Below are 20,167 nucleotides of genomic sequence, written 5' to 3' on the forward strand. Positions count from 1 at the left end.
GCTATGAACTGCGAGATACCGCATGCGAAATAACCAACCGGTCAATGACCATGAATATCATCTGAGCGAATCGGATTACCTGATTTCGCGCACGGATCTGGAAGGCCGCATTACCTACGCCAATGAGGCGTTCGTGATTGCCAGCGGTTTTACACGGGAAGAATTGATGGGGCAGCCGCATAATATCGTGCGCCATCCGGACATGCCGCCGGAAGCCTTCGCCGATCTGTGGCAAACCCTGGAAAGCGGCAATTCGTGGCTGGGCGTCGTGAAGAACCGACGCAAGGACGGCGGTTTTTACTGGGTGCTGGCCAATGTCACGCCGGTACGCGAAGCTGGCAAGGTGGTGGCGTTTTCGTCGGTGCGCGTCAAGCCCAGTGAACAACATGTAACCCGCGCTCGGCATTATTACGAACGCTGGCGCGCCGGCCATCGGGTGGCAGCCCGCCTGGTGCGTGGCCGTATTGTCCCGACCGGCTGGCGCGGACTGGCAGGCGCACTGCGCAAGCTGACCAAGCCCTGGCTGGCGCCCAGCATGTTGCGCTATGCGTTCTTTTCTTCGTTGATGGTGCTGCTGGCGGCGTTGACCTCGCTGTGGCACCTGCGTGCGGCAGACATCGGTGACACCGGGATGTGGTGGCTGCTGGGCGGCTCCCTGCTGGCATCCTTGCTGATCTTCCTGTATGGCTGGCGGCTCACGGCGCGCACGGGCAAATCCATCGAAGCGGTGGTGGACCGCGCATTCCGGCTCGCGGCAGGGGATCTCGGGACAGCGCTGCAATACCATGATGATGATCCAGTCGGACGCCTGGCTTTTGCGCTGGAAATGACGCGTTGCGGCATGAACAGCGTGGCGCTGGATATGCGCAGCAATACCCGTGGTGTGGTGACAGTACTGGAAACCATCAGTTCGGCCAACAAAGACCTGCAGCAACGCACTGAGGAATCTGCGGCCTCGCTGGAAATGACCGCCACCAGCGTTGACGAGTTGAGTGCAACCGTCAAGCACAACGTCGACAACGTCAAGCAGGTGTCTCAGTGGACGCATGACTGCCGCCAGCTTGCCGGTCAGGCGGGGGCGAGCGTCAGCGACGTGGCTGCAACCATGAAAGAGATCGAAGCCGGTTCAGCGAAAATATCGGAAATCATCCGCTTGATCGACGGTATCGCCTTCCAGACCAACATCCTGGCACTCAACGCGGCAGTGGAAGCGGCGCGGGCAGGGGAAGCTGGCAAGGGTTTCGCCGTCGTGGCTGGCGAAGTGCGTTCTTTGGCGCAGAAGAGCGCGGAGGCGGCACGCGAAGTGCGTGACCTGATCCAGGAGTCGACTGGCAGGGTGGACGCTGGCGCCAGCAAGGTCAAGGCGGCGGGTTCCATGGTGGACCAGGTCATGGCCGCCATCGAGCGTGTGGATCAGACCATGAGCGAAATTTCGCTGGCCTCGAACGAGCAGCATATCGGTGTTGAACAGGTCAGCCTGGCGATGAACCAGATCGACGGCCAGACGCAGCAGAATTCTGCGCTGGTGGACAGTCTGGCCGAAGCCATGCAGACCTTGATGGAGCGGGTCGATGGCCTGCGTGTGGCGCAACATGTTTTCCGCCTGGCGCCGGCCAGCCAGCGCCAGGCTGCAGGTACGCGCGGCTCGGGCGAGGGGATGGGCGACGACTAGCGTGGTGGGCGGGCCCGGCGGGCGAGCTGCCCAAGGCGGCCGCTCAACCTCCCGCCAGCGCCTGTACCAGGCGCAGCATGTTTTCCAGGCCATCCTGGATCAGATTGCCGAGAAAACCGCTGCTGTTGGGCAGTACGACCAGCAGGGCCAGCAGGCCGGCAATCAGCGACACGGGAAAACCGACGGCAAACACAGACATCTGCGGCGCTGTCCGGTTGAGAATGCCCAGCGCCAGGTTGATGGTCAATAAAGCGGTGATCAGCGGCAATGCCATCAGCAGGCCGGAGACGATGATGGCGCTGCTCCATTCCAGCAGCACGCCCCAGCCGCTGAAATCCAGCGGCGCCGCCAGCGGCAGGCTTTCGAAGGAACGCTGCAGGCCGGCGATCATCAGCAGATGGCCATCCAGCGCCAGGAACAGCAGGACAGCAATCGCATTGAACAGGCGTGACAGCACGGTGGTGCTGGCACCCGCGCCAGGGTCGAAAAACGTGGCGAAGGACAGGCCCATTTGCAGGCCGACAAATTCGCCCGCCGTATGCACGGCGGCAAAGACCACGCGCATGCACAGGCCCATCGCCAACCCGATCAGGAGCTGCCTGGCGATGATGGCCAGGCTGGGCCAGGAGCCTGGTTGAATATCCGGAATTGGCCCGGCAGCAGGCGCCAGGGCCAGGGTGAGCGCCAGCGCGATGGCCAGCTTGATTTTCTTCGGGATGGCCGCGTCGCCCAGCACGGGTGCGGTCAGCATCAGCGCGCCGATGCGGGCGAAGGGAAGAATGAAAGCGTGGATCCAGCCGTAAAGCTGGTCCAGCGTCAGGGCAATCATGGCCGTCCTGGCCTTGCGCCTACTGGGCGAACTGGGGAATGGCGCTGAACAGCTGGCGCATGTAGTCCACCAATTGTTCGATCAGCAGAGGGCCGAGCAATACCAGCGTGCCGCACATGGCCAGCAGCTTGGGGATGAACGACAGCGTCATTTCGTTGATCTGGGTGGCTGCCTGGAAAATGCTGATGGCCAGGCCGACCAGCAGGATGACCAGCAGCAGCGGTCCGGCAATGGACAACGCGATCTTGATGGTTTCATAGGCCAGCGTCATTACCGCTTCGGGCGTCATGATTTCTCCGGTGCATGGGGCGGTGCGCCTGTGGCGGCGCATTTGCCGGTTGCAGGTCAGGTATTGAAGCTCTGGGCCAGCGATCCCAGCAGCAAGGTCCAGCCGTCCGCCAGAACGAACAGCATCAACTTGAAAGGCAGGGCAATGGTGACGGGCGGCACCATCATCATCCCCAGCGCCATCAGCACGCTGGCAACGACCAGGTCGATGATCAGGAAGGGAATGAAAATGGTGAAGCCGATCTGGAATGCCGTTTTCAGTTCACTGGTCATGAAGGCCGGGATCAGCACGCGCATGGGCACCTGTTCCGGACCTTCCAGTTCGGGCAGCCCCGCCATGCCGGCGAACAGGCTCAGATCGTTTGCCCTGGTCTGGGCCAGCATGAATTCGCGCAAGGGCTGGGCGCCGCGCTCGACGGCAGCCTCGAAGGAAATGCTGCCTTGCGACAGCGGGGTATAGGCGTCTTCATAGATGCGGTCGAACACCGGCGACATCGTGAAAAAGGTCAGGAATAGCGCCAGCCCGATCAACACCTGATTGGGCGGCGAGGAGCCGGTCCCCATGGCATTGCGCAACAGGCCCAGCACGATGATGACGCGGGTGAAACCGGTCATGGCCAGCAGCATGGCTGGCAGCAGCCCGATGAGCGTCAGCATCAGCAGCGTTTGCACGCTGAGCGAATAGATCTGGCCGCCGTCGGCGGCGGGCGTGGCAGTCAGTGCGGGCATGGCCAGCGATTGCGCCAGCGCGGCCGGCAGGGGCCAGGCCAGGAACAGCAGCGGCGCCAGGCAGGCGGCGGCGAAGCGGGCGTTGGACAGGCGAGGCAAATGCATGATGGGCAGGTTCAGGGCTGGGCGGCACGCCACTGGTTCAACGCCCGCTGGAAGGCGCCGGCCACAGGTGCGGCGTCGCCGTTTGGCAGGCTGGCAGCCGGGATGTCGCCAGCCTCGGCCTCTGCGGCGCCGGGGGGCAGGGTTGCCAGATGCTGGATGTTCTGCGGCGACAGGCCCAGCAGCATGCGTTCGCCTTCCACGGAAACCAGTACGATGCGGTGCCGGGGCCCCAGCGCCAGGCTGGCCTGCACGCGTAAATCGTGGCGTCGTACCTGCTGGCCCAGCACGCCGCTGCGGCGGATCAGCCAGGCGCCCAGCAGGATCGCGCTGATGACGCCCAGCAGGGCGGCAATGATGCGCAATATCGAGCCGGAATCCATGGTCAGCGGGTTTTGTTCAGGCGGTTCAGACGGTCCGATGGCGTCACGATATCCGTCAGGCGGATGCCATATTTGTCTTCGACGACGACCACTTCGCCCTGGGCGATAAGGAAGCCATTGACGAAAATATCCATGGGCTCGCCGGCCAGGCCATCGAGCTCGATGACGGAACCCTGGCCTAGCTGCAACAGATTCTTGATGGTGATGCGCGTGCGCCCCAGTTCGACCGTCAGCTGGACCGGAATATCCTTGATGATATCCAGGTCATTGACCGACGTCCCGGCAGTATCGCTCAGGGGCGGGAAGTCCACGCGTTTCGGGGCGGCTGCTGCACTTGCAGGGGCGGAAGTGGCGTCAGCCTGGGCCGGCGCCGGCTGGGTGCTGGCCGCCGTGGCGGCAGCCTGCTCGGCCAGCGCCTGTTCCCAGAGGTCCATGCCGCTGGCGTTTTCGCCGGCTTGCGCCAGGCCGTCAGCCTGCGTGCCGCCCAGGTCTTGCGCGAGCGTATCGGCGGATAGGGGCGGTGGGTTCGGGGACGAGGAATCAGTCGTCATAGTGCGTCAATCTCATTCGAATCAAGGTCCGGGTGCGCAAGGATCTGCCGCACGCGCAGCGCATAACTGCCGTTGTGCCGGCCATATTCGCATTCCATTACCGGCACGTTGTTCACGTTGGCCTGAACGGTTTCCGGCCTTTCCAGCGGCAGAACGTCGCCGATCTTCAACTTCAGCAAATCCTGCAGTTTCAGGGGGATGTGCCCGAACTGCGCTGCCAGCGTGACTTCGGCCTGGCGTACTTCGCGTGCCAGCAGCGAGGTCCAGCGGCGATCGGCGGCGTCCAGCGACGCGTCCTGCAGCGGGCGGGTCAGCAGGTCGCGGATCGGTTCGATCATGGAATACGGCAGGCAGATATGCAGGGTGCCGCCTACCGTGCCGAACTCGATGCGAAAGGCGCTGACCACCACGGCTTCATTGCTGTCGGTGATGCTGGCGAACTTCGTGTGCATCTCGGAACGGATGTATTCGAAGTCTATCGGGTAGACCGGCTCCCACGACTTGCCGTAGCAATCCAGGGTCAGCCGCAGCAGGCGCTGGATGACGCGCTGTTCGGTCAGGGTGAACTCGCGTCCTTCGACTCGCGTGTGATAGCGGCCGCTGCCGCCAAAGAGGCTGTCCACCACCAGGAAGACCAGGCTGGGGTCGAAGACGAACAGCGCGGAGCCTCGCAGCGGGCGCATGGCAACCATGTTCAGGTTGCTGGGCACGGGCAGGTTGCGCTCGAAATCTATGTATTTCATGATGCGCAGGCTGCTGACGGAAACGTCGGCGCTGCGCCGCATGAATTGCAGCAGCGCGCTGCGGATATTGCGGCCGAAGCGTTCGTTGATGAGTTCCAGCGTCTGCATGCGCCGGCGCACGATGCGGTCCGGCGAGCCCAGGTCGTAGGCCCTTACCGCGCCCGCATCAGCCTGCCCGGCGGCATCCTGCGCGGAAGTGTCGCCGGAAACCTCGGCGACCAGCGCATCGACCTCGTCCTGAGAAAGGAATGCTTCGTAGCCCATGGTTCGCTACTGCACCACGAAATCGGTGAAGAGCACGTCGATGATCTGCTGGCCCCGCACCAGCGGTTTGAAAGGCCGGCTCAAGGCCTCGGAGATATCCTGTGACAGCCGTGCGCGGGTGCGTGTGCTGGCAATGGTTTCGGGGGATTGGTCGGTCAGGATCATCAGCACGCGGTTGCGCACTTCCGGCAGGTAGCGTTGCAGCCTTTCCTTGGATTCTTCATCACTGAGGCGGACGGTGATGGCCATGTGCACCAGCCGTTCCATGACATTGTCGGACAGCGTGACGGTGAAAGGCGTGAGATCCACGAAAATCGGCATGGGTGCGTTGGCGTCCGGGTCCCTGCCGTTCGAGACGGCGGACGTGGCGTCAGCGGGTTCGCTTGCCTGGGTGGCATCGGTAGCCACCGGGTGTTCGCGGTTGACGTAGAACCACGCACCGCCAATGCCTGCGAAGGCAAACAGTACGATGAGCAGTACTGCGCCGACAAATTTCAGGAAGAGATTGCGTTTGCGCGGAGGGGACGTGCTGGCGTCGATATCTGGCATGAGGAATACGGAGTAAAACGCCTGGGGCCTGGGATAAGACTGTTCGGAAAGCGACGCTTGCCGCGTGCGCCCGATTCCAGATTGTGCCCGACCGGCCTGGAATCCTGCCCAGAGAACAAAGCCTGGTTTCAGCAGGTATTCGTAGCTATGGCTTCAGGCGAAAGTGTCCAGCAGCGCATCGGGGCGCAATACCCGGGCCGGTGCCCTGCCGGCGCTTGCCAGCGAGGCCGCACCGCTATCGGTGACGTTGGCGGATGGGCCACTGCGGGCCTGGCGCAGCGCAGCCTGGAAAAATGCCTGAGCCTGTTCATGGCCCGCCCCGGGCTGGTCGCTGACCTGGGTATCCGCCAGGGTCAGGCCGGTATCGGCCAGGGCGTCCTGCAACTGCGGCAGGGCGGATTCTATGCTTTGGCGGACATGTGAGTGGGCCGTGTTGATCCAGGCATGGGCAACGCCGTCCTGTACGGTCATCATGATGCGCAATGGGCCCAGCGAGGCCGGATTGAGGCTCAGGTCCATTTGCTGAACGACCGATTGCTGGCCGGCGGCAAATTGCCCCAGGCGCAGGAATTGCTGGCTCAGTGCGGATTGCCAGGCGGGGCTGTCCAGGTGTTGCGGCAGCGCGCCGGCATGCGGCGCCGGTGCGGTGCCGGGCGCACCATGCAGAAGCCCGCCCGTCGGGCTGGCGGCCGGCAAGCCGGTAGGGGCTGGCGCAACCTGCATTGATAGGCCCGGAGACGCTTCCTCCGTGCCGCGGGTTTCTGCCGCGATGCCCGTGCTGAATGTGTCTGCCACGAGCCTGGCTTGGGCCGCGTCTGCAGAGCCGGCTTCTGCGGCTGGCGCGAGGCGCGCGCCGGTGGCCGCACCTGCGTGGCGGAGGCCGGGCCGGCTTGGCAGGGCAGGTTCAGCCGCCGTTTTCCCCGCAATGGCACGGGGTTCCCGGCCCGCGGTGACCATGCTGGCGCCGCTGCGGCTACGGCCGACCTGAGCCCTTGCACTTGGCGCCAATCCGTTGGTCAGGAAGCTGGCGCGCAGGCTGTCCTGCGTTTCTTCTGGTCCGGTTTCAGGCCACGTGGCATCCGTGTGGCGCTCCGCCGGGGCAGGTCCGCTCATGCTGGCCGTCCGTGCCTGCGCGCCGCCGGCAGCGGCCGGGCGTTGCGTCTGGGCCAGGAACAGCATGGTGTTGCGCAGGCCGTCCGGGTCATTGGCATCGCCATGGCCGGCGGCATCCGGCGCCAGCGTGGCGGCTGCGTCTCTGGCGCCGGTCGCTGCCGGCGGCGTGGTGGCGGCCAGGGTCATGGCGGCTGTGGCATCCGGGTGCGTTCTGGCCTCGGTTGCCGCTTGCGCCTGCGCAAGGGCATCCGTTTCTTCTGCCGTGTCAGAGTCTCCGGCGGGGCGCGAGGCATTGCCTTGCGCTTCGTGCGGCCGCAACTGTTGGCGCGCCATAAGCGCCGAAAATTCTAAGGTGTCCCGCAGGCCTCGGTTTTCCAGGTGCCGGGCCTCGCCGCGGCGCTGGGCGGCGGCCTGATCTCGCACGGATTCCAGCGCTTGGTTGGCTTGTACCAGGGGGGGGAGACTCGTCATGATGGGCGGGCAGGAAAATGGACAGGCGTGGAATCAGGGGGCGTAAGCCAGGGGCTGGCGCGCCAGGCGTGCGGAAACCTCGTCCATGGCGCGCTGTTCGCGACGCTGGGCGACGAGGTCGGCTGCGTGCGTGCGCCGCGTGGCCAGTGTCACATAGGCGTCCAGCTTGCGTTTCTCATCCAGCCAGCGTTGGCGCAATGCTTCCAATTGCCGCTGCTGAGATTGCAATATCCCATTTTGCTGCGCGATGGCCTGATCCAGACTGTCGAGAAACGACGAATAATTGCGGTAAGTCGCCGTTTGCATGCCTTGCCCCATGCCGTGTTGCAGGTTATGCCGGTAGTCATCGCTGTATTCATGCAGCGCCTGCAACTGCTGGCGGGCCTGGTTGCACTTGCCCTGGGCCTGGCCGAACGCTTGCAGGGCGTCGTCGGTGCGCTGGCGCGCCAGGTCGATCAGGGTGTCCAGCGGCGTGGCTTCAGACATGGCGTCCTGCCTGGGTGAAGAGGCCGCCCAGAGCCTGGGTGGCCTGCGGGTAGGAAATGTTTTCGTTCAGGCCCTGCTGCAAATAGCGTTCCAGGGCAGGAAAGCGGGCCACGGCATCATCGAGCTGTGCATCGTTGCCGGGCACATATGCGCCTACCGCGATCAGGTCGCGGCTGCGTTGATAGCGGGAAAACAATTGCTTGAAGCGGCGTGCGTCGGCCTGCTGGCCGGCATCGGTGATCGCAGTCATGACGCGCGAGATGGAGGCTTCGATGTCTATCGCGGGGTAATGTCCGGATTCCGCCAGCTGGCGCGACAGGACGATATGGCCGTCCAGAATGGCGCGTGCCGCATCGGCGATCGGGTCCTGCTGGTCGTCACCCTCGGCCAGCACGGTATAGAAACCGGTGATGGAGCCATGGCTGGCGCCGTCGGCGCCAGCCGCGCCATTGCCGGCGCGTTCCACCAAGGCTGGCAGGCGGGCGAACACCGAAGGCGGATAGCCCTTGGTGGCTGGCGGTTCGCCCACGGCCAACGCGATTTCCCGTTGCGCCATGGCGTAGCGGGTCAGGGAGTCCATGATGAGCAGGACATGCTTGCCCTGGTCCCGGAAGTATTCGGCCACACGCGTGGCATAGGCCGCGCCTTGCAGGCGCAAGACGGGAGAGACGTCAGCCGGGGCCGCCACCACCACGGAACGGGCCAGGCCTGCCGGGCCGAGATTGGTTTCGATGAACTCCTGCACTTCGCGGCCGCGCTCGCCGATCAGGCCGACGACAATCACATCGGCCTGGGTATAGCGCGCCATCATGCCCAGCAGCACGCTCTTGCCGACGCCGGACCCGGCAAACAGGCCCATGCGCTGTCCCCGGCCCACCGTCAGCAAGCCATTGATGCAGCGGATGCCGGTATCCAGCACGTCATGGATGGGCGCGCGGTCCAGCGGATTGATGAAGGTGTGGGCGAGCGTGCTGCGCGGCGCATCCTGCAGTGAACCCTTGCCGTCCAGGGGGACGCCGGCGCCGTCCAGCACCCGACCCAGCAGCATGTCACCGACCGGCAGCTGGCGTGCGGCATGGCTGGCGGGGGTGGCATCGGCTTCGCCCGGCGGCAAGGCCGTGACGCGGCGCCGAGGCAGGGACTGGGGCACCACGCGGGCGCCAGGCATGATGCCGGCAATGTCCTGCAGGGGCATCAGGTACAAGGTCTGGCCGTCGAAGCCGACGACTTCGGCTTCGATGCCGCCATCATCGCCCTGGCCATGGGCGATGGTGACGGCGGCGCCCACCGGTAGTCTCAGTCCGGTAGCTTGCAGTACCAGGCCGACCGCTCGCGTGATGCGCCCGAGCGGCTGCCAGGGCGGGCAATGCGCGATGCGCTGCCGGGCCAGTTGCAGCTGGCTCAGCCAGCGCTGTTCAAGCGGAGTGCTCATCGGCTTGCGCCTGGCCCGTGCCAGGTTCAGAAGGGCTGGCTGGCGGCGCGGCCGCAGTCCATTCATGTTCAACGCCCAGCGCCTCCGCGTGCTGGCGCCAGCGCGCGCGCAAGGTGGCATCTATGTCGCCCAGCGTGGTTTCCGCCAGGCAGTCGCCGACTTGCAGGCTGGCATCGGCGCTCAACCGGCAGCCGGTGGCGGCCAGTTCAGCAGGCAACTGGCTTTGCACCACGGCGCAGTCGTCAGGGTGCAGGCGCATCGCCAGGATGGGCTGCTGGTAATGCAGCGCCAGGACTTCGCGCACCAGCGGGACGATGGCATCCGTGCGCTGGCGCAGTTCGGCGCGCACGACATCCTGGGCGATATCGAGGGCCAGCCGGACCAGCGCGTCGCCCACTTCGCGGTCCAACCGCTTGGCGGCCGTGTCGGCCTGCCGAACAATGTCGTGCAGGCGGGCGTGCAGTGCGGCGTTCTCTTCCTGGCGTTGGGCCAGTGCCTCGGCATGACCCTGCTTTTCGCCTGCCTCGCGGCCACTGGCCAGTCCGTCGCGCCGGCCAGCTTCCAGGCCCTGGGCGTAGCCCAGTTCATAGCCCTGTTGCTCGGCCTGCTCGCGCCATTGGGCGATGAGCGCGCGCGGATCGACTTCTTCCGGTTTCGGGGGCGCCACAGGCGCGTCAGGTGCGTCAGGTGAATCAGGCGCGCCGGTTTCCGCTTCCAGCGAGGCCATTTGCCAGCGTTGCCATGCACGGTTGCGCGGCTTGGGCGGCAGCGGCGTTTCTTGTTCAGACATAGGCGTCGTTGCCCTGGGTGCCCAGGGCAATCTGGCCGTCTTCGGCCAGGCGCTTGGCGATCGCCAGGATCTTCTTCTGTTCGGTCTCGACCTGGGACATGCGCACCGGGCCCTGCATTTCGATGTCCTCGCGCAGGATCTGCGCGGCGCGTACCGACATATTGCCCAGGAATTTCTCGCGCAGGTCTTCCGGCGCGCCCTTGAGCGCAATGGTCAGCACTTCGCCCTCGATTTCCTTGAGCAGCGTCTGGATGCTGCGGTCGTCCATTTCCAGCAGGTTCTCGAACACGAACATCTCGTCGACAATGCGCTGGGTCAGGTCGTTGTCGCGTTCGCGCAGTGCATCGACGATGGATTTTTCGTCGCTGGTGCTCATCATGTTGAGGATTTCCGCCGCTGTCCTCACGCCGCCCATGTTGCTGCGCTTGGCGCCCTGGCCGCTCAGTATGGTGCTGAGCGTCGTGGTGAGTTCGGCCAGCGCGGCGGGTTGCACACCGCCGAAGGTGGCGATGCGCAGCATGACATCGGTGCGCAGGCGGGCCGGCAGGAAATTCAGGATGGCTGCGGAGCGGTCGCGCTTCAGGTGCACCAGGATTGTGGCGATGATCTGGGGGTGTTCGCCGCCGATCAGTTCGGCCACAACCGAGGCATCCATCCAGTTCAGCGTATCAATGCCGCTGCTGGTGCTGCTGACTTCCAGGATGTCGTCAATGATTCCGGCGGCTCTTTCGCTGCCCAGCGCCTTGGTCAGCACGGCGCGGATGTAGTCGTCCGAGCCGATGGAAACGGCCAGGAACTGTTCTGCATCGTCACGGAAGCTGCTCAGCGTGCTGTTGACGTCCTGCCGCGAGATTTGCTTCAGGTTGGCAATGGCCGCACCCAGTTCCTGGACTTCCGTGCCCTGCAGGTGGCGAAATACCGCAGCAGCGGAATCTTCGCCCAGGGAAAGCATCAGGATGGCGCTTTTCTGCAGGCCGTTCAGTTCCGTTTCGGTGACAGAGGGGGACTTAGCCATTTTTGCCCTCCATCCAGGCGCGGATAATCATGGCCACGGCGCGTGGGTCCTTCTGCGCCAGTTCGCGGGCGGCGGCCAGGTTCTTTTCGTGGCTGTGCTTTTCGGCCTGTAATTGCTGTTCACGCAGCGCGGCACTCTGCGCCTCGCGAATCTGCTGCAGCTGCGCTTCGGACTGCGCCGTCGCTGTCGCCGCCGGCGCGGCTGCCGGGGCATTGCGCTGGTTCAGGATGGGACGGATGACGGCGCGCCAGGCAAACAGCGCCAGCAACAGATAGAGCAGGTATTGCAGCATGGATTGGCCCAGGTCCAGGTAGAACGGGTCGCGCCAGAAAGGCGGTTCGTCTGTTTGCGCCAGGTTTTCGGTGAAGGGGCTGTTGGCCAGGCTGACGCTGTCGCCACGCGCTTCGCTGTAGCCCACGGCATCGCGGACGATGCCTTCGATCTTGGCCATGTCCTCGGGGGACAAGGGCTGGGGGACGCCTTGCGCGTCAGGCAGGTAGTTCAGCACCACGGCCACCGACAGCCGCCGTACTTCTCCGGCCGGCGTGCGCACATGTTCGATGGTGCGGTCCACTTCGTAGTTGATGGTTTCATCGGCGCTGGATTGCGTCGGTGCGGCCGGGGCGGCGGGTTTGCCTGCTTCTGCCTGGGTTGCGGCATTGCCGGTGGCGGGGGCATCTATCGGTGCGACGGCAGCCGGGGCGGGCTGGTTGCTGAGTGCGCCCGGCGGGCCGCCTGCGGGAGCCAGGCCGGTCTGCTCGCGGCGGTTGCTTTGCCGGCTGCGTACCGCTGCTTCATTGGGCGACTGATTGGGACGATAGCTTTCGGAAGTCTGTTCGCGACGGGAAACGTCCAGGTCGGCGGTCACGCGCGCATGCACATTGCCGCTGCCCAGCAAGGGGTTCAGCAGCGCAAGGATGCGTTCTTCGGCGCGCTGTTCGATCTGGCGCGCGCGGCGTTGCTGGTCGGCATCGAAGCCGAATTCCTCGCCCTGGGGCGTGGATAGCAGGCGGCCGCTCTGGTCCACCACGGAAATGTCATCCGCGTGCAGGTTCGGCACGCTGGAAGCCAGCAGCCAGCTGATGGCGGTAACCTGGGCGTGGTCGATCTGGCGGCCGGGGTAGAGCGTCAGCAGTACCGACGCGGTGGGCTTCTGGCGCTCGCGTACAAACAATGACTGGCGCGGCAGCGCCAGATGCACGCGGGCGCGTTCCACGGCATGCAGGGATTCGATGGAACGTGCCAACTCGCCTTCCAGGCCGCGCTGGTAGCTGACCTGCTCGCTGAACTGGCTGGCGCCGAAACGGGGGTTGTCTAGCAGTTCGAAACCGACCGAGCCACCCTTGGGCAGCCCCTGGGCCGCCAGGGCCAGGCGGGTTTCATGGACTTTCTCGGCGGGAACAAGCAGGGCCGTGCCGCTATCGCTGAAACGGTAGGGCACATTCATCTGGGTGAGCGCGGTCACGATCGCACCGCCGTCGCGTTCTTCGATATTGGAGAACAGGACACGGTATTCAGGGCCGCGCGACCACAGCAGGGCGACCGCCAGCAAGGCAATGGCCAGGGCGCCCGCGCCCAGCAGCGCCGGCTTGGGCACGCGGGCCAGGAAGGCCAACTGCGGAAAGCGGGTGAAGAAACCGGACAGGCGGCCCGGGACTGTGTCTTGACTCATGCGGACAGTCCTTGGAGGAGGGCGGCGCAGGCCAGTGATGGCAGTAGCGCGATTCTCAGCAGAAATACGGGTTGCGGCACGAGGCGGACCTCTATATTCGAGCTGGGGATTATCGCTGTCGGCAGTAGGGGAATAAACGCTGAAAAGCCGCCATTTTTGGCGCTAATCAATTTTTGCAGGTAGCAGGAAACGAAGCTGAAAGCCGCATGCCGGCTTGTTTTTGCAGCGGTGATGGCCTGTCTTTTGGTGAACATCAGGAGGCGCTGGTGCGGCTGCGTCTGCCAGTTTTATCTGCTATTGTGTTTTGGCAATTTCCCGCGGTGGGCAGTGCTGCTGCCTGGCGCCAATACCTGCGCGCACGTCTTGTGCCAGGGTTCAAAAGGTAGTCTGAATGGCCATGGTGCAAATGTCCGGAATCGAGCAATTGTTGTCCAGCATGCGCGAGCTTGCCCGTGCGGCAGGCGCTGCGCCCGCGGCCGAAATGCGGGCGTCGGGCGCAGCCAGGGAAAGCGGCTTTGCCCAGGAGCTGCAACGCTCGCTGGCGCGGGTATCCTCCATGCAGGAATCCGCCAACCAGCAGGCGCAAGCCTACGAGGCCGGTCAGCCTGGCATTGCGCTCAACGATGTCATGCTGGATATGCAAAAGGCTGGTATCGCTTTTCAGATGACCGTACAGGTACGCAACCGCTTCGTTGCTGCCTACCAGGAAATCTCCAGCATGCCGGTCTGAGGCGGCTGGCTGCCCGCTAAATTTCTGATGCTCCCCCGGCGCCCAGGCGGAGCCGGCGTTCATGGTCGCTAGGCGTGTCATTGAAAGAATCGGAACTCATCGAACAGTATTTGCCCCTGATCCGGCGGATCGCGCTGCGCCTGCTGGCGCGCCTGCCGGCGTCGGTGGAGCTGGATGACCTGATACAGGCAGGCAGCATGGGCCTGCTCGATGCCGTGCGCAAATATCGGAAAATGCCGCATGCCCAATTTGCCACCTATGCGACCCAACGCATCCGTGGGGCCATGATGGACGAATTGCGCGGCATGGATTGGCTGTCGCGTGGCGTGCGCGAAAAAGCGCGTCGCATCGAAGATGCCATGCGCAGCGTCGAAGCCCGCACCGGCCAGGCGGCGACCGAGGCGGCCATGGCCGAAGAGCTCGGGGTCAGCCTGTCGCAGTACCATGAAATGTTGCAGGATGCGCACGGGGCACAACTGCTTTATGCCGAAGACCTGTCCCACGGCCAGGACGAATCTGGCCACGACTGGATTTTTTCCGACCAGGGCCGTGCCAATCCCCTCAATGCCATCATGCAGGCGGATTTCCGCTCGGTCCTGATCGAAGCGCTGGAAAAACTGCCGGAACGAGAAAAACTGTTGCTGTCCCTGCTCTACCAGGAAGACATGAACCTCAAGGAGGTAGCGTTGGTTCTGGGGGTGACCGAAGGGCGGGTTTGCCAGTTGCGCACGCAGGCCATGGCTCGCATACGTGCGTGCATGGCCAGTCGTGACTGGGACCGCCGGGACGAGGCGATGGCGGACGAACGCCTGTTGGGCTGATACCTGGCGGGCAGCAGGGGGGGGCTGGCTAATCGCGTTCCCTGCCAGCATGGGCCACGCTCTTGGGAACATGACCGTAATAACGTTCGAAGGCCGTACTGAAACTCGATAGATGCTGATAGCCGACTTGATAGGCGGCGGTCGAGACGCGGGCGCCCATTTCCAGCAACTCCCGGGCTTTTTCCATCCGTACCGAAGTCAGCAGGCGGTACGGACTGGTATCGAACAACTCCCTGAAACCCTGCTTGAGCTTGAAATCATTGGTGCCGACGGCAGCGCTCAAATAGGCAATGGTAAGCGGCTGAGCGTACTCATTGAGCAGGATTTCACGCGCGCGCAGGATTTTTTCCTGGTCGTCGGGGCTTAGTTTCGACGTTTGCGCGCAGGCCGGCAGGAATGCTCGCGTCTGCTCCGCCAACAGGCCTAGCGCCGCGATCTGCAGTTCCAGCCTGCCGGCATTGCGGCGGTGGAGATGCAGCAGCGTATGCGCCAGCCGCTGGGTCGCACCGTTGTCCTTGCTGAAGGAAATATGGCGGAAACGGTGCTGTGCGCCGACGCCTTCAAGCAGATGCTCCAGTTGAAAGCGTTGCAGCAGGGCTTCATTGGCGATCAGGCGCAACTGGCGGACCGGCTGGTTGGCCGAAAAGCGGCGTTCCCCGCGGCCGCTGGACAGCGCGGCCAGCGTGCTGTGGCCGGCCACGAAGTCGAAGCGCTGGCCGTCGCCGCCCAGGATGCTGGATTCGCCTTCCAGTGCCACCACAATGGTCAGCACCCGGTTTTCACGCTCGATGGCGCTGGTCTCCAGCAGGTCGAGCCGGGGGTGATAGTGGGTATAGGCCAGGGCCAGGCCATCGTCGAGCTGGCAGATATCGTTGATGCATTCGCCCAATTCACCCGGCAGTCGGGAGCGCAGCCAGGCGCCTTGTCGCAAGCGTACTGGCCCGGAAATATCCGCGGCGTTCAGACGGTAGATCATGCATGACCCCTGTTGATCCGGCCGGCGCCTTGCTGGCGGCCTGGGCCTGGCTCCTGAATCACTAAGAAAGAATCCAGTTCGCCAAAATATTGAATGAAATCCATTCTCGAGTGCGAATTATAGTGGCCTGGACGGTCATTGGGCGCTTCCTGCCCGGCTCTCTTTCCAGGTTATGACATGAAATCAGAATCCCGTGCACTAGCGCGCGCCATCCGGCTTGCCCTGCCTGTACTCACCCTGCCCGCCATGGCGGTGGCGGCAGGCACCGCTGCGGAAAATACGGAGGCCGGCGTAGCGGCGTTGCCTGCCATTACCGTCAGCTCGGACAAAATCGAGCGGCCGATAGAACAAGTGCCGGCCAGTGTCGCCGTCATAGATGGCGTCGAACTGGAGCAATCCGGCATTACCAGCATGGAGCAGCTCGAAGGCAGGGTGGCGGGCCTGTCGTTCCAGCCTTTCGGGCAACCCGGCATGAAGGCGCCGGTCATGCGCGGCCTGACCGCCAGCATTCACTCGTTCTCCACCTCGGTGCTGATGCTGGTCGATGGCGTGCCGACGCTGACTGCGCAGGGCTATGAAAATAGCTTCCTGGACCTGGACCGCATCGAAGTGTTGCGCGGCCCCAAATCCACGCTGTATGGCCGCAATGCCGAATCCGGCGTGATTTCCTTTTACACGCAGCCTATGGACAATACGCCGCGCGTCAGCGTGACGGCTGACCTGGGTAACCATGACAGGCGCGCCATGCGCTTTTCGCTCAGCCAGCCGCTGGTCGAAGACACGCTGTATGCCAGCCTGTCGGGTTCTTGGCTGAAGCAGGGCGGCTTCATTCGCAATACCTACAGCGGCGGCAAGGAAGACAAGCGCGACCACAAGGATTTGAATCTCGGCCTGCGCTGGACGCCCTCGGCCGCCACGGACGTGGTGCTGCGCTATGTCAGGCAGGATTATGACGACGGCGCGGCCCTGTGGGGCAATGTTGGTACGCCCCGGGCGGAGGTCGAATCCGGCACGCCCAGCTGGAACCGGTCGTTGGGGCAGACGGTTTCGCTCAATGCCTCGCATGTGTTGGCGTCCGGGCTGCGCCTGCGTTCCATCACGGCCTACAACCATTTCCGTGACAAGATCCAGCAGGATACCGACTTCATGCCGGTAGAAACGCTATATATCGGCCGCGACAACAAGCTGGGAACCTGGTCGCAGGAATTCCGCCTGGAAGGCAATCTGGGCCGTGCCGATTGGCTGGTCGGCGTGTATGGCGACCAGAGCGACAACAACTTGCGCAATTTCACCAAGCGTGGCCCGATGTTTCTCAACTACCGCGCCAAGCTGAAAACGCAATCCCTGGCGCTGTTCACGAACTGGAACGTAGCGCTGGACGATGCCTGGAGCGTGTCGGCAGGCGGGCGGATCGAACGGAATTCGGCAGAGGTGCGCCCCGATAGTGGCGTGCGGAAAAAAGAGGATTGGACCCACTTTTCTCCCAAGCTGGCCTTGCAGTACCAGATCAATCCTGAGCACCAGTGGTATGCCAGTGTCAGCCGCGGCATCCGCGCCGGCGGCTACAACATCTTTGTTTCTGCGCTGGATTACCCGTCCTACGACCCTGAGGAAAACTGGTCCTATGAAACCGGTATCAAGGGCTGGGCGCTGGAAAAACGCCTGCGCTACTCGATGGCTGCGTACATCATGAAGGTCGACAACATGCAGGTGCAGATGCAGCCGGCGCCCGGCGTGATCTACACCGCCAGCGCTGCCAGGGCGACCTCCAAGGGCCTGGAACTGGACATGGACTACCTGCTGGGCAGCAACTGGCGCCTGACCGGAGGCCTGGCCTGGAACCGCACCACGTTCGACAGCTTCGAGGATGGCGCGGCGAATTACGCGGGCAATGACAACAACTTCGCACCCCGGATGACCGGGCATGTCGGCGTTCGCTACGACGCGCCGCAGGGCTGGTACGCCCAGGCCAGCCTGGTGGGCAGCAGCAAGATCTACCTGGATGCTGCCAACCAGTACCGGCGCAATGGCTATGGCCTGGTCAACCTGGTGGCGGGCTACCAGCGTGGCGACTGGGAAATTGCCGCCTACGTCAACAACCTGGCCGACAAAACCTACGATGCTGCGGGCTACCAGGGGGGTTACGTCACCATCTACAGCCCGCCGCGCGAAATCGGCGCGCGCCTGACCTGGCGCATGTGAGGGGTTGGTCATGAGTTTTCATACCCCACACCCCTTGCAACCGTTCTGGAACATCGCCGCAGCGCCCATGCAGGCCCAGGCGCTGGAACAGGCCATCGCACACGATCTGTTCATGCGCCTGCGGCAGCCGCTCACAGCCGATGCCCTGGCCGGGCAGCTAGGCCTGGACCCTGCCGCGGCGGCAGTGTGGCTGGACCTGCTGTGGAGCATGGAATTGCTGGAACGCTTGCGGCCTGCCGCAGCAGCAACACCTGGCGCTGCGTCTGTACCGGCCTATGTGACGTCGGCAATGGCGCGGCGTTTCTTCAGCGATGCATCGTCAGAAAATTGTGCGCAGGCCTGGCGCTACCGCAGCCGTTTCCTGGCGCGTTTTGCCAGTCAATGGGCGTCTTTGCTGCGTGACGGCCTTCAGGAGCAAGCAGCGCCTGCCCAGCCTGACCAGGCCGGCGCCAGCTGGGCGCAGGCGGCGCGCGAACAGATCGGGCAGGAACAGCTGGCCGTTACCGTGCCCGCCGTGCAGCGCCTGTTGCACGCCTTGCCCGCCTTGCCGCCCAGCGGGCATCTGCTGGATTTCGGTGGCGGGCCGGGCCATGTCGGCATCGCGCTGGCGCAGCACCTGCCTGGCTGGCAAGGCACTGTTTGCGACCAGCCCGGCACGGCCGAAGTTGCCCGCGAAAATATCGCCCAGGCCGGGCTGGGCGACCGGATGACTGCCTTGGGTTGCGACCTGGATACCGATGCGATCGGCAGCGCTTATGGTCTGATCTGGTGCTCTGCCGTACTGCATTTCCTGCGCGATCCGCAGCAGGCGGTGTGCAAAATGTTCGGTGCACTGGCGCCGGGCGGCTGGCTGGTGCTGGCGCACGCGGAACTGCCGGACGACGCACAGGCGGCGGCGCAGGTGTTGCCGTTCTACGGCACGGTGATGCTGCGCGGCAACCGGTTGCCACAGGCGGGTGACATCCCGCACTGGCTGGCGCAGGCTGGATGCACAGACATCCATACGCTGGGCCGGACGGATTTCCCCATGGCGCCGGTGTGGCTGCATCTGGGGCGCAAGGCATGAGTCGTTCCTGGTGGCCGCAGCAATTGCTGCTGGGTTGGCTCAACCTGATGCTGACCGCACCGATGATCTACCTGTTCGTCGGTTTGCCGCTGGTGATGCGCCAGCATGGCTGGAGCGGCACGGAAATCGGCATGATACAGATGGCTGGCTTGCCGGCGATGCTCAAGTTCGTGCTGGCCACGCCGGTCGATCGCTGGCGGCTGGGGCAGGGCACCGCCAGCTACCGCAACTGGGCCGTCCTGCTGGGCCTGGCCTACGCTGCCGCCCTGTTGCTGCTTGGCCTGAACGACTTGCCGCATACCTCCTACCGGGCGCTGTTCGCGCTGGCCATGCTGGTCAGCCTGTGCGGCACCTGGGCGGATGTACCCGTCAACGCGCTGGCGATACGCATCCTGCCGGAATCCGAGCGCATGCGTGCAGGCGCGATACGGTCGGCGGCGACATCGCTGGGCGCCATCGTGGGCGGCGGCCTGATGCTGATGCTGCAGGCGCGCGCTGGCTGGGGCTGGCCTTTCTTCGTGTTGGCGGCGGGCATGCTGGCAGCGTTGCTGCTGCTGCCCTGGCTGCGGCCCAGGGCAGGCGAGGGCGTGACGGCGGGCCCGCCGCCAGCCCCGGCCTGCCTGCGGGAATGGCTGTCCTGGTTTGCGCTGCCGCAGCACCGTGCCTGGGCCGTATTGCTGGTGCTTTATTACCCGCTGATTGGCGCCGTGTGGGTCTATCTCAAGCCCCTGATGCTGGACATGGGCTTCGCGCCCGAGCATATCGCCCTGACCATCGGTGTCGCTGGCGGCCTGGTGGCGGCCATTGCCAGCATGGCTGGCAGCTGGGTATCGCGGCGCAGCGGGGCGCGCCAGGCGCTGGTCTGGTTTGCTGCGGGCAATGTGCTGGCCCTGGGCTTGCTGGGTGGCGCGGTGTGGTTCCAGGCGGGGCCCGGCATGCTGGTCGGCGCGGCCATGGCTGTGGCACTGATGATGGGCGCATCGGCCGGCCTGGTATTCGGCCTGATGATGTATCACGCCCGCACCGGCCTGGCGGCACTCGATTACGGCCTGCAGTCCAGCCTGTTCGTGATCGGCCGCACCACCGTACCCATGCTGGCCGGCGTCCTGCTGGATGCCTGCGGCTATCCCGGCATGCTGCTCGGCTTGATGGCGGGCCTGTGCCTGGTGACCTGGCTGGCGGTGTCGCTGCGCCGCCGGATCTTCGTCTATGGCGAGGACTCTACCGGTGTGGTGCAGCGTCGTTCAGCATCAGCAATCAAATCATTGCATTGAAGGTAACTC

The 20,167-nt window shown here is 64.4% G+C and carries 21 protein-coding genes; 6 read left to right on the forward strand and 15 right to left on the reverse strand.

Annotated features, from left to right (window positions below):
• Positions 1–22: 22 nt before the first annotated feature.
• Positions 23–1,672, forward strand: a complete 1,650-nt coding sequence (locus ACEW7X_RS04410) for a methyl-accepting chemotaxis protein (protein WP_127773357.1) — start codon at positions 23–25, stop codon at positions 1,670–1,672.
• A gap of 43 nt (positions 1,673–1,715) precedes the next feature.
• Here ACEW7X_RS04410 and fliR read toward each other — a convergent pair whose 3' ends face one another.
• The 14 genes from fliR to ACEW7X_RS04480 form a co-directional block, all read right to left on the reverse strand.
• Complete coding sequence (gene fliR / locus ACEW7X_RS04415) at positions 1,716–2,501, reverse strand: flagellar biosynthetic protein FliR (RefSeq protein ID WP_420177655.1); 786 nt, start codon at positions 2,499–2,501, stop codon at positions 1,716–1,718.
• Positions 2,502–2,520: 19 nt separating this feature from the next.
• The gene (gene fliQ, locus ACEW7X_RS04420; RefSeq protein ID WP_068371961.1) at positions 2,521–2,790 is read right to left on the reverse strand and encodes a flagellar biosynthesis protein FliQ; all 270 of its coding nucleotides are present in this window, start codon (positions 2,788–2,790) and stop codon (positions 2,521–2,523) included.
• 56 nt (positions 2,791–2,846) lie between these two features.
• The gene (gene fliP, locus ACEW7X_RS04425) at positions 2,847–3,623 is read right to left on the reverse strand and encodes a flagellar type III secretion system pore protein FliP (protein ID WP_253596088.1); all 777 of its coding nucleotides are present in this window, start codon (positions 3,621–3,623) and stop codon (positions 2,847–2,849) included.
• A gap of 11 nt (positions 3,624–3,634) precedes the next feature.
• Entirely contained in the window at positions 3,635–4,003 is a 369-nt protein-coding gene (locus ACEW7X_RS04430; protein WP_253104383.1) for a FliO/MopB family protein, read from the reverse strand.
• 2 nt (positions 4,004–4,005) lie between these two features.
• Positions 4,006–4,554 (reverse strand): flagellar motor switch protein FliN, encoded by a 549-nt coding sequence (gene fliN / locus ACEW7X_RS04435; protein WP_415358806.1) that lies wholly within the window; start codon positions 4,552–4,554, stop codon positions 4,006–4,008.
• A complete protein-coding gene (fliM, locus tag ACEW7X_RS04440) occupies positions 4,551–5,561 on the reverse strand; it encodes a flagellar motor switch protein FliM (RefSeq protein ID WP_253596089.1) in 1,011 nt (336 codons plus the stop codon). Before fliM ends, fliN begins: the two co-directional genes overlap by 4 nt.
• A gap of 6 nt (positions 5,562–5,567) precedes the next feature.
• Entirely contained in the window at positions 5,568–6,110 is a 543-nt protein-coding gene (locus tag ACEW7X_RS04445; protein ID WP_127773363.1) for a flagellar basal body-associated FliL family protein, read from the reverse strand.
• 153 nt (positions 6,111–6,263) lie between these two features.
• Entirely contained in the window at positions 6,264–7,694 is a 1,431-nt protein-coding gene (locus ACEW7X_RS04450; RefSeq protein WP_415358805.1) for a flagellar hook-length control protein FliK, read from the reverse strand.
• 33 nt (positions 7,695–7,727) lie between these two features.
• Positions 7,728–8,180, reverse strand: a complete 453-nt coding sequence (fliJ, locus tag ACEW7X_RS04455; RefSeq protein ID WP_130487213.1) for a flagellar export protein FliJ — start codon at positions 8,178–8,180, stop codon at positions 7,728–7,730.
• Positions 8,173–9,612 carry a flagellar protein export ATPase FliI gene (gene fliI / locus ACEW7X_RS04460; protein ID WP_420177656.1) on the reverse strand — a complete coding sequence of 480 codons (1,440 nt, stop codon included), beginning with the start codon at positions 9,610–9,612 and terminating at the stop codon, positions 8,173–8,175. The genes fliJ and fliI overlap by 8 nt, the downstream gene beginning before the upstream one ends.
• Complete coding sequence (locus tag ACEW7X_RS04465; protein ID WP_420177657.1) at positions 9,596–10,402, reverse strand: flagellar assembly protein FliH; 807 nt, start codon at positions 10,400–10,402, stop codon at positions 9,596–9,598. Before ACEW7X_RS04465 ends, fliI begins: the two co-directional genes overlap by 17 nt.
• A complete protein-coding gene (fliG, locus tag ACEW7X_RS04470; protein WP_420177658.1) occupies positions 10,395–11,417 on the reverse strand; it encodes a flagellar motor switch protein FliG in 1,023 nt (340 codons plus the stop codon). Before fliG ends, ACEW7X_RS04465 begins: the two co-directional genes overlap by 8 nt.
• Positions 11,410–13,089 carry a flagellar basal-body MS-ring/collar protein FliF gene (gene fliF / locus ACEW7X_RS04475; protein WP_420177659.1) on the reverse strand — a complete coding sequence of 560 codons (1,680 nt, stop codon included), beginning with the start codon at positions 13,087–13,089 and terminating at the stop codon, positions 11,410–11,412. Before fliF ends, fliG begins: the two co-directional genes overlap by 8 nt.
• The gene (locus ACEW7X_RS04480) at positions 13,086–13,343 is read right to left on the reverse strand and encodes a hypothetical protein (RefSeq protein ID WP_420177660.1); all 258 of its coding nucleotides are present in this window, start codon (positions 13,341–13,343) and stop codon (positions 13,086–13,088) included. The genes fliF and ACEW7X_RS04480 overlap by 4 nt, the downstream gene beginning before the upstream one ends.
• A gap of 137 nt (positions 13,344–13,480) precedes the next feature.
• On the opposite strand from ACEW7X_RS04480, the gene fliE reads away from it, so the two are divergent.
• Both fliE and ACEW7X_RS04490 read left to right on the forward strand, forming a co-directional pair.
• Complete coding sequence (gene fliE, locus ACEW7X_RS04485) at positions 13,481–13,819, forward strand: flagellar hook-basal body complex protein FliE (protein WP_420177661.1); 339 nt, start codon at positions 13,481–13,483, stop codon at positions 13,817–13,819.
• Between the two features lie 80 nt (positions 13,820–13,899).
• Positions 13,900–14,640, forward strand: coding sequence for an RNA polymerase sigma factor FliA (locus tag ACEW7X_RS04490; protein ID WP_257740721.1), 741 nt, complete (start codon positions 13,900–13,902; stop codon positions 14,638–14,640).
• Positions 14,641–14,668: 28 nt separating this feature from the next.
• Here ACEW7X_RS04490 and ACEW7X_RS04495 read toward each other — a convergent pair whose 3' ends face one another.
• Entirely contained in the window at positions 14,669–15,616 is a 948-nt protein-coding gene (locus ACEW7X_RS04495) for a helix-turn-helix transcriptional regulator (protein ID WP_420177662.1), read from the reverse strand.
• Positions 15,617–15,793: 177 nt separating this feature from the next.
• Here ACEW7X_RS04495 and ACEW7X_RS04500 point away from each other — a divergent pair, with 177 nt between their 5' ends.
• From ACEW7X_RS04500 to ACEW7X_RS04510, 3 genes are read left to right on the forward strand one after another with little or no spacing between them, the layout of a single operon-like run.
• Positions 15,794–17,818 carry a TonB-dependent receptor gene (locus ACEW7X_RS04500; RefSeq protein ID WP_420177663.1) on the forward strand — a complete coding sequence of 675 codons (2,025 nt, stop codon included), beginning with the start codon at positions 15,794–15,796 and terminating at the stop codon, positions 17,816–17,818.
• A 10-nt stretch (positions 17,819–17,828) separates the two neighbouring features.
• On the forward strand, positions 17,829–18,884 hold the full coding sequence (locus ACEW7X_RS04505; RefSeq protein ID WP_420177664.1) for a class I SAM-dependent methyltransferase: 1,056 nt from the start codon (positions 17,829–17,831) through the stop codon (positions 18,882–18,884).
• On the forward strand, positions 18,881–20,158 hold the full coding sequence (locus tag ACEW7X_RS04510) for an MFS transporter (protein WP_420177665.1): 1,278 nt from the start codon (positions 18,881–18,883) through the stop codon (positions 20,156–20,158). Before ACEW7X_RS04505 ends, ACEW7X_RS04510 begins: the two co-directional genes overlap by 4 nt.
• Positions 20,159–20,167 lie beyond the last annotated feature (9 nt).

Source organism: Kerstersia gyiorum, assembly GCF_048595715.1.
In the GTDB taxonomy this organism is placed as follows: Bacteria; Pseudomonadota; Gammaproteobacteria; order Burkholderiales; family Burkholderiaceae_B; genus Kerstersia; species Kerstersia gyiorum.

Excerpts from the sequence above, each read along its gene's own strand:
- fliM (WP_253596089.1), bottom strand. The coding sequence starts at position 5,561 with ATGGGCTACGAAGCATTCCTTTCTCAGGACGAGGTCGATGCGCTGGTC.
- ACEW7X_RS04430 (WP_253104383.1), bottom strand. The coding sequence starts at position 4,003 with ATGGATTCCGGCTCGATATTGCGCATCATTGCCGCCCTGCTGGGCGTC.
- fliG (WP_420177658.1), bottom strand. The coding sequence starts at position 11,417 with ATGGCTAAGTCCCCCTCTGTCACCGAAACGGAACTGAACGGCCTGCAG.
- ACEW7X_RS04500 (WP_420177663.1), top strand. The coding sequence starts at position 15,794 with ATGAAATCAGAATCCCGTGCACTAGCGCGCGCCATCCGGCTTGCCCTG.
- fliR (WP_420177655.1), bottom strand. The coding sequence starts at position 2,501 with ATGATTGCCCTGACGCTGGACCAGCTTTACGGCTGGATCCACGCTTTC.
- fliN (WP_415358806.1), bottom strand. The coding sequence starts at position 4,554 with ATGACGACTGATTCCTCGTCCCCGAACCCACCGCCCCTATCCGCCGAT.
- fliI (WP_420177656.1), bottom strand. The coding sequence starts at position 9,612 with ATGAGCACTCCGCTTGAACAGCGCTGGCTGAGCCAGCTGCAACTGGCC.
- ACEW7X_RS04495 (WP_420177662.1), bottom strand. The coding sequence starts at position 15,616 with ATGATCTACCGTCTGAACGCCGCGGATATTTCCGGGCCAGTACGCTTG.
- ACEW7X_RS04445 (WP_127773363.1), bottom strand. The coding sequence starts at position 6,110 with ATGCCAGATATCGACGCCAGCACGTCCCCTCCGCGCAAACGCAATCTC.
- ACEW7X_RS04505 (WP_420177664.1), top strand. The coding sequence starts at position 17,829 with ATGAGTTTTCATACCCCACACCCCTTGCAACCGTTCTGGAACATCGCC.
- fliF (WP_420177659.1), bottom strand. The coding sequence starts at position 13,089 with ATGAGTCAAGACACAGTCCCGGGCCGCCTGTCCGGTTTCTTCACCCGC.
- fliP (WP_253596088.1), bottom strand. The coding sequence starts at position 3,623 with ATGCATTTGCCTCGCCTGTCCAACGCCCGCTTCGCCGCCGCCTGCCTG.
- fliE (WP_420177661.1), top strand. The coding sequence starts at position 13,481 with ATGGCCATGGTGCAAATGTCCGGAATCGAGCAATTGTTGTCCAGCATG.
- ACEW7X_RS04465 (WP_420177657.1), bottom strand. The coding sequence starts at position 10,402 with ATGTCTGAACAAGAAACGCCGCTGCCGCCCAAGCCGCGCAACCGTGCA.
- ACEW7X_RS04480 (WP_420177660.1), bottom strand. The coding sequence starts at position 13,343 with ATGTTCACCAAAAGACAGGCCATCACCGCTGCAAAAACAAGCCGGCAT.
- ACEW7X_RS04410 (WP_127773357.1), top strand. The coding sequence starts at position 23 with ATGCGAAATAACCAACCGGTCAATGACCATGAATATCATCTGAGCGAA.
- ACEW7X_RS04510 (WP_420177665.1), top strand. The coding sequence starts at position 18,881 with ATGAGTCGTTCCTGGTGGCCGCAGCAATTGCTGCTGGGTTGGCTCAAC.
- ACEW7X_RS04450 (WP_415358805.1), bottom strand. The coding sequence starts at position 7,694 with ATGACGAGTCTCCCCCCCCTGGTACAAGCCAACCAAGCGCTGGAATCC.
- fliJ (WP_130487213.1), bottom strand. The coding sequence starts at position 8,180 with ATGTCTGAAGCCACGCCGCTGGACACCCTGATCGACCTGGCGCGCCAG.
- fliQ (WP_068371961.1), bottom strand. The coding sequence starts at position 2,790 with ATGACGCCCGAAGCGGTAATGACGCTGGCCTATGAAACCATCAAGATC.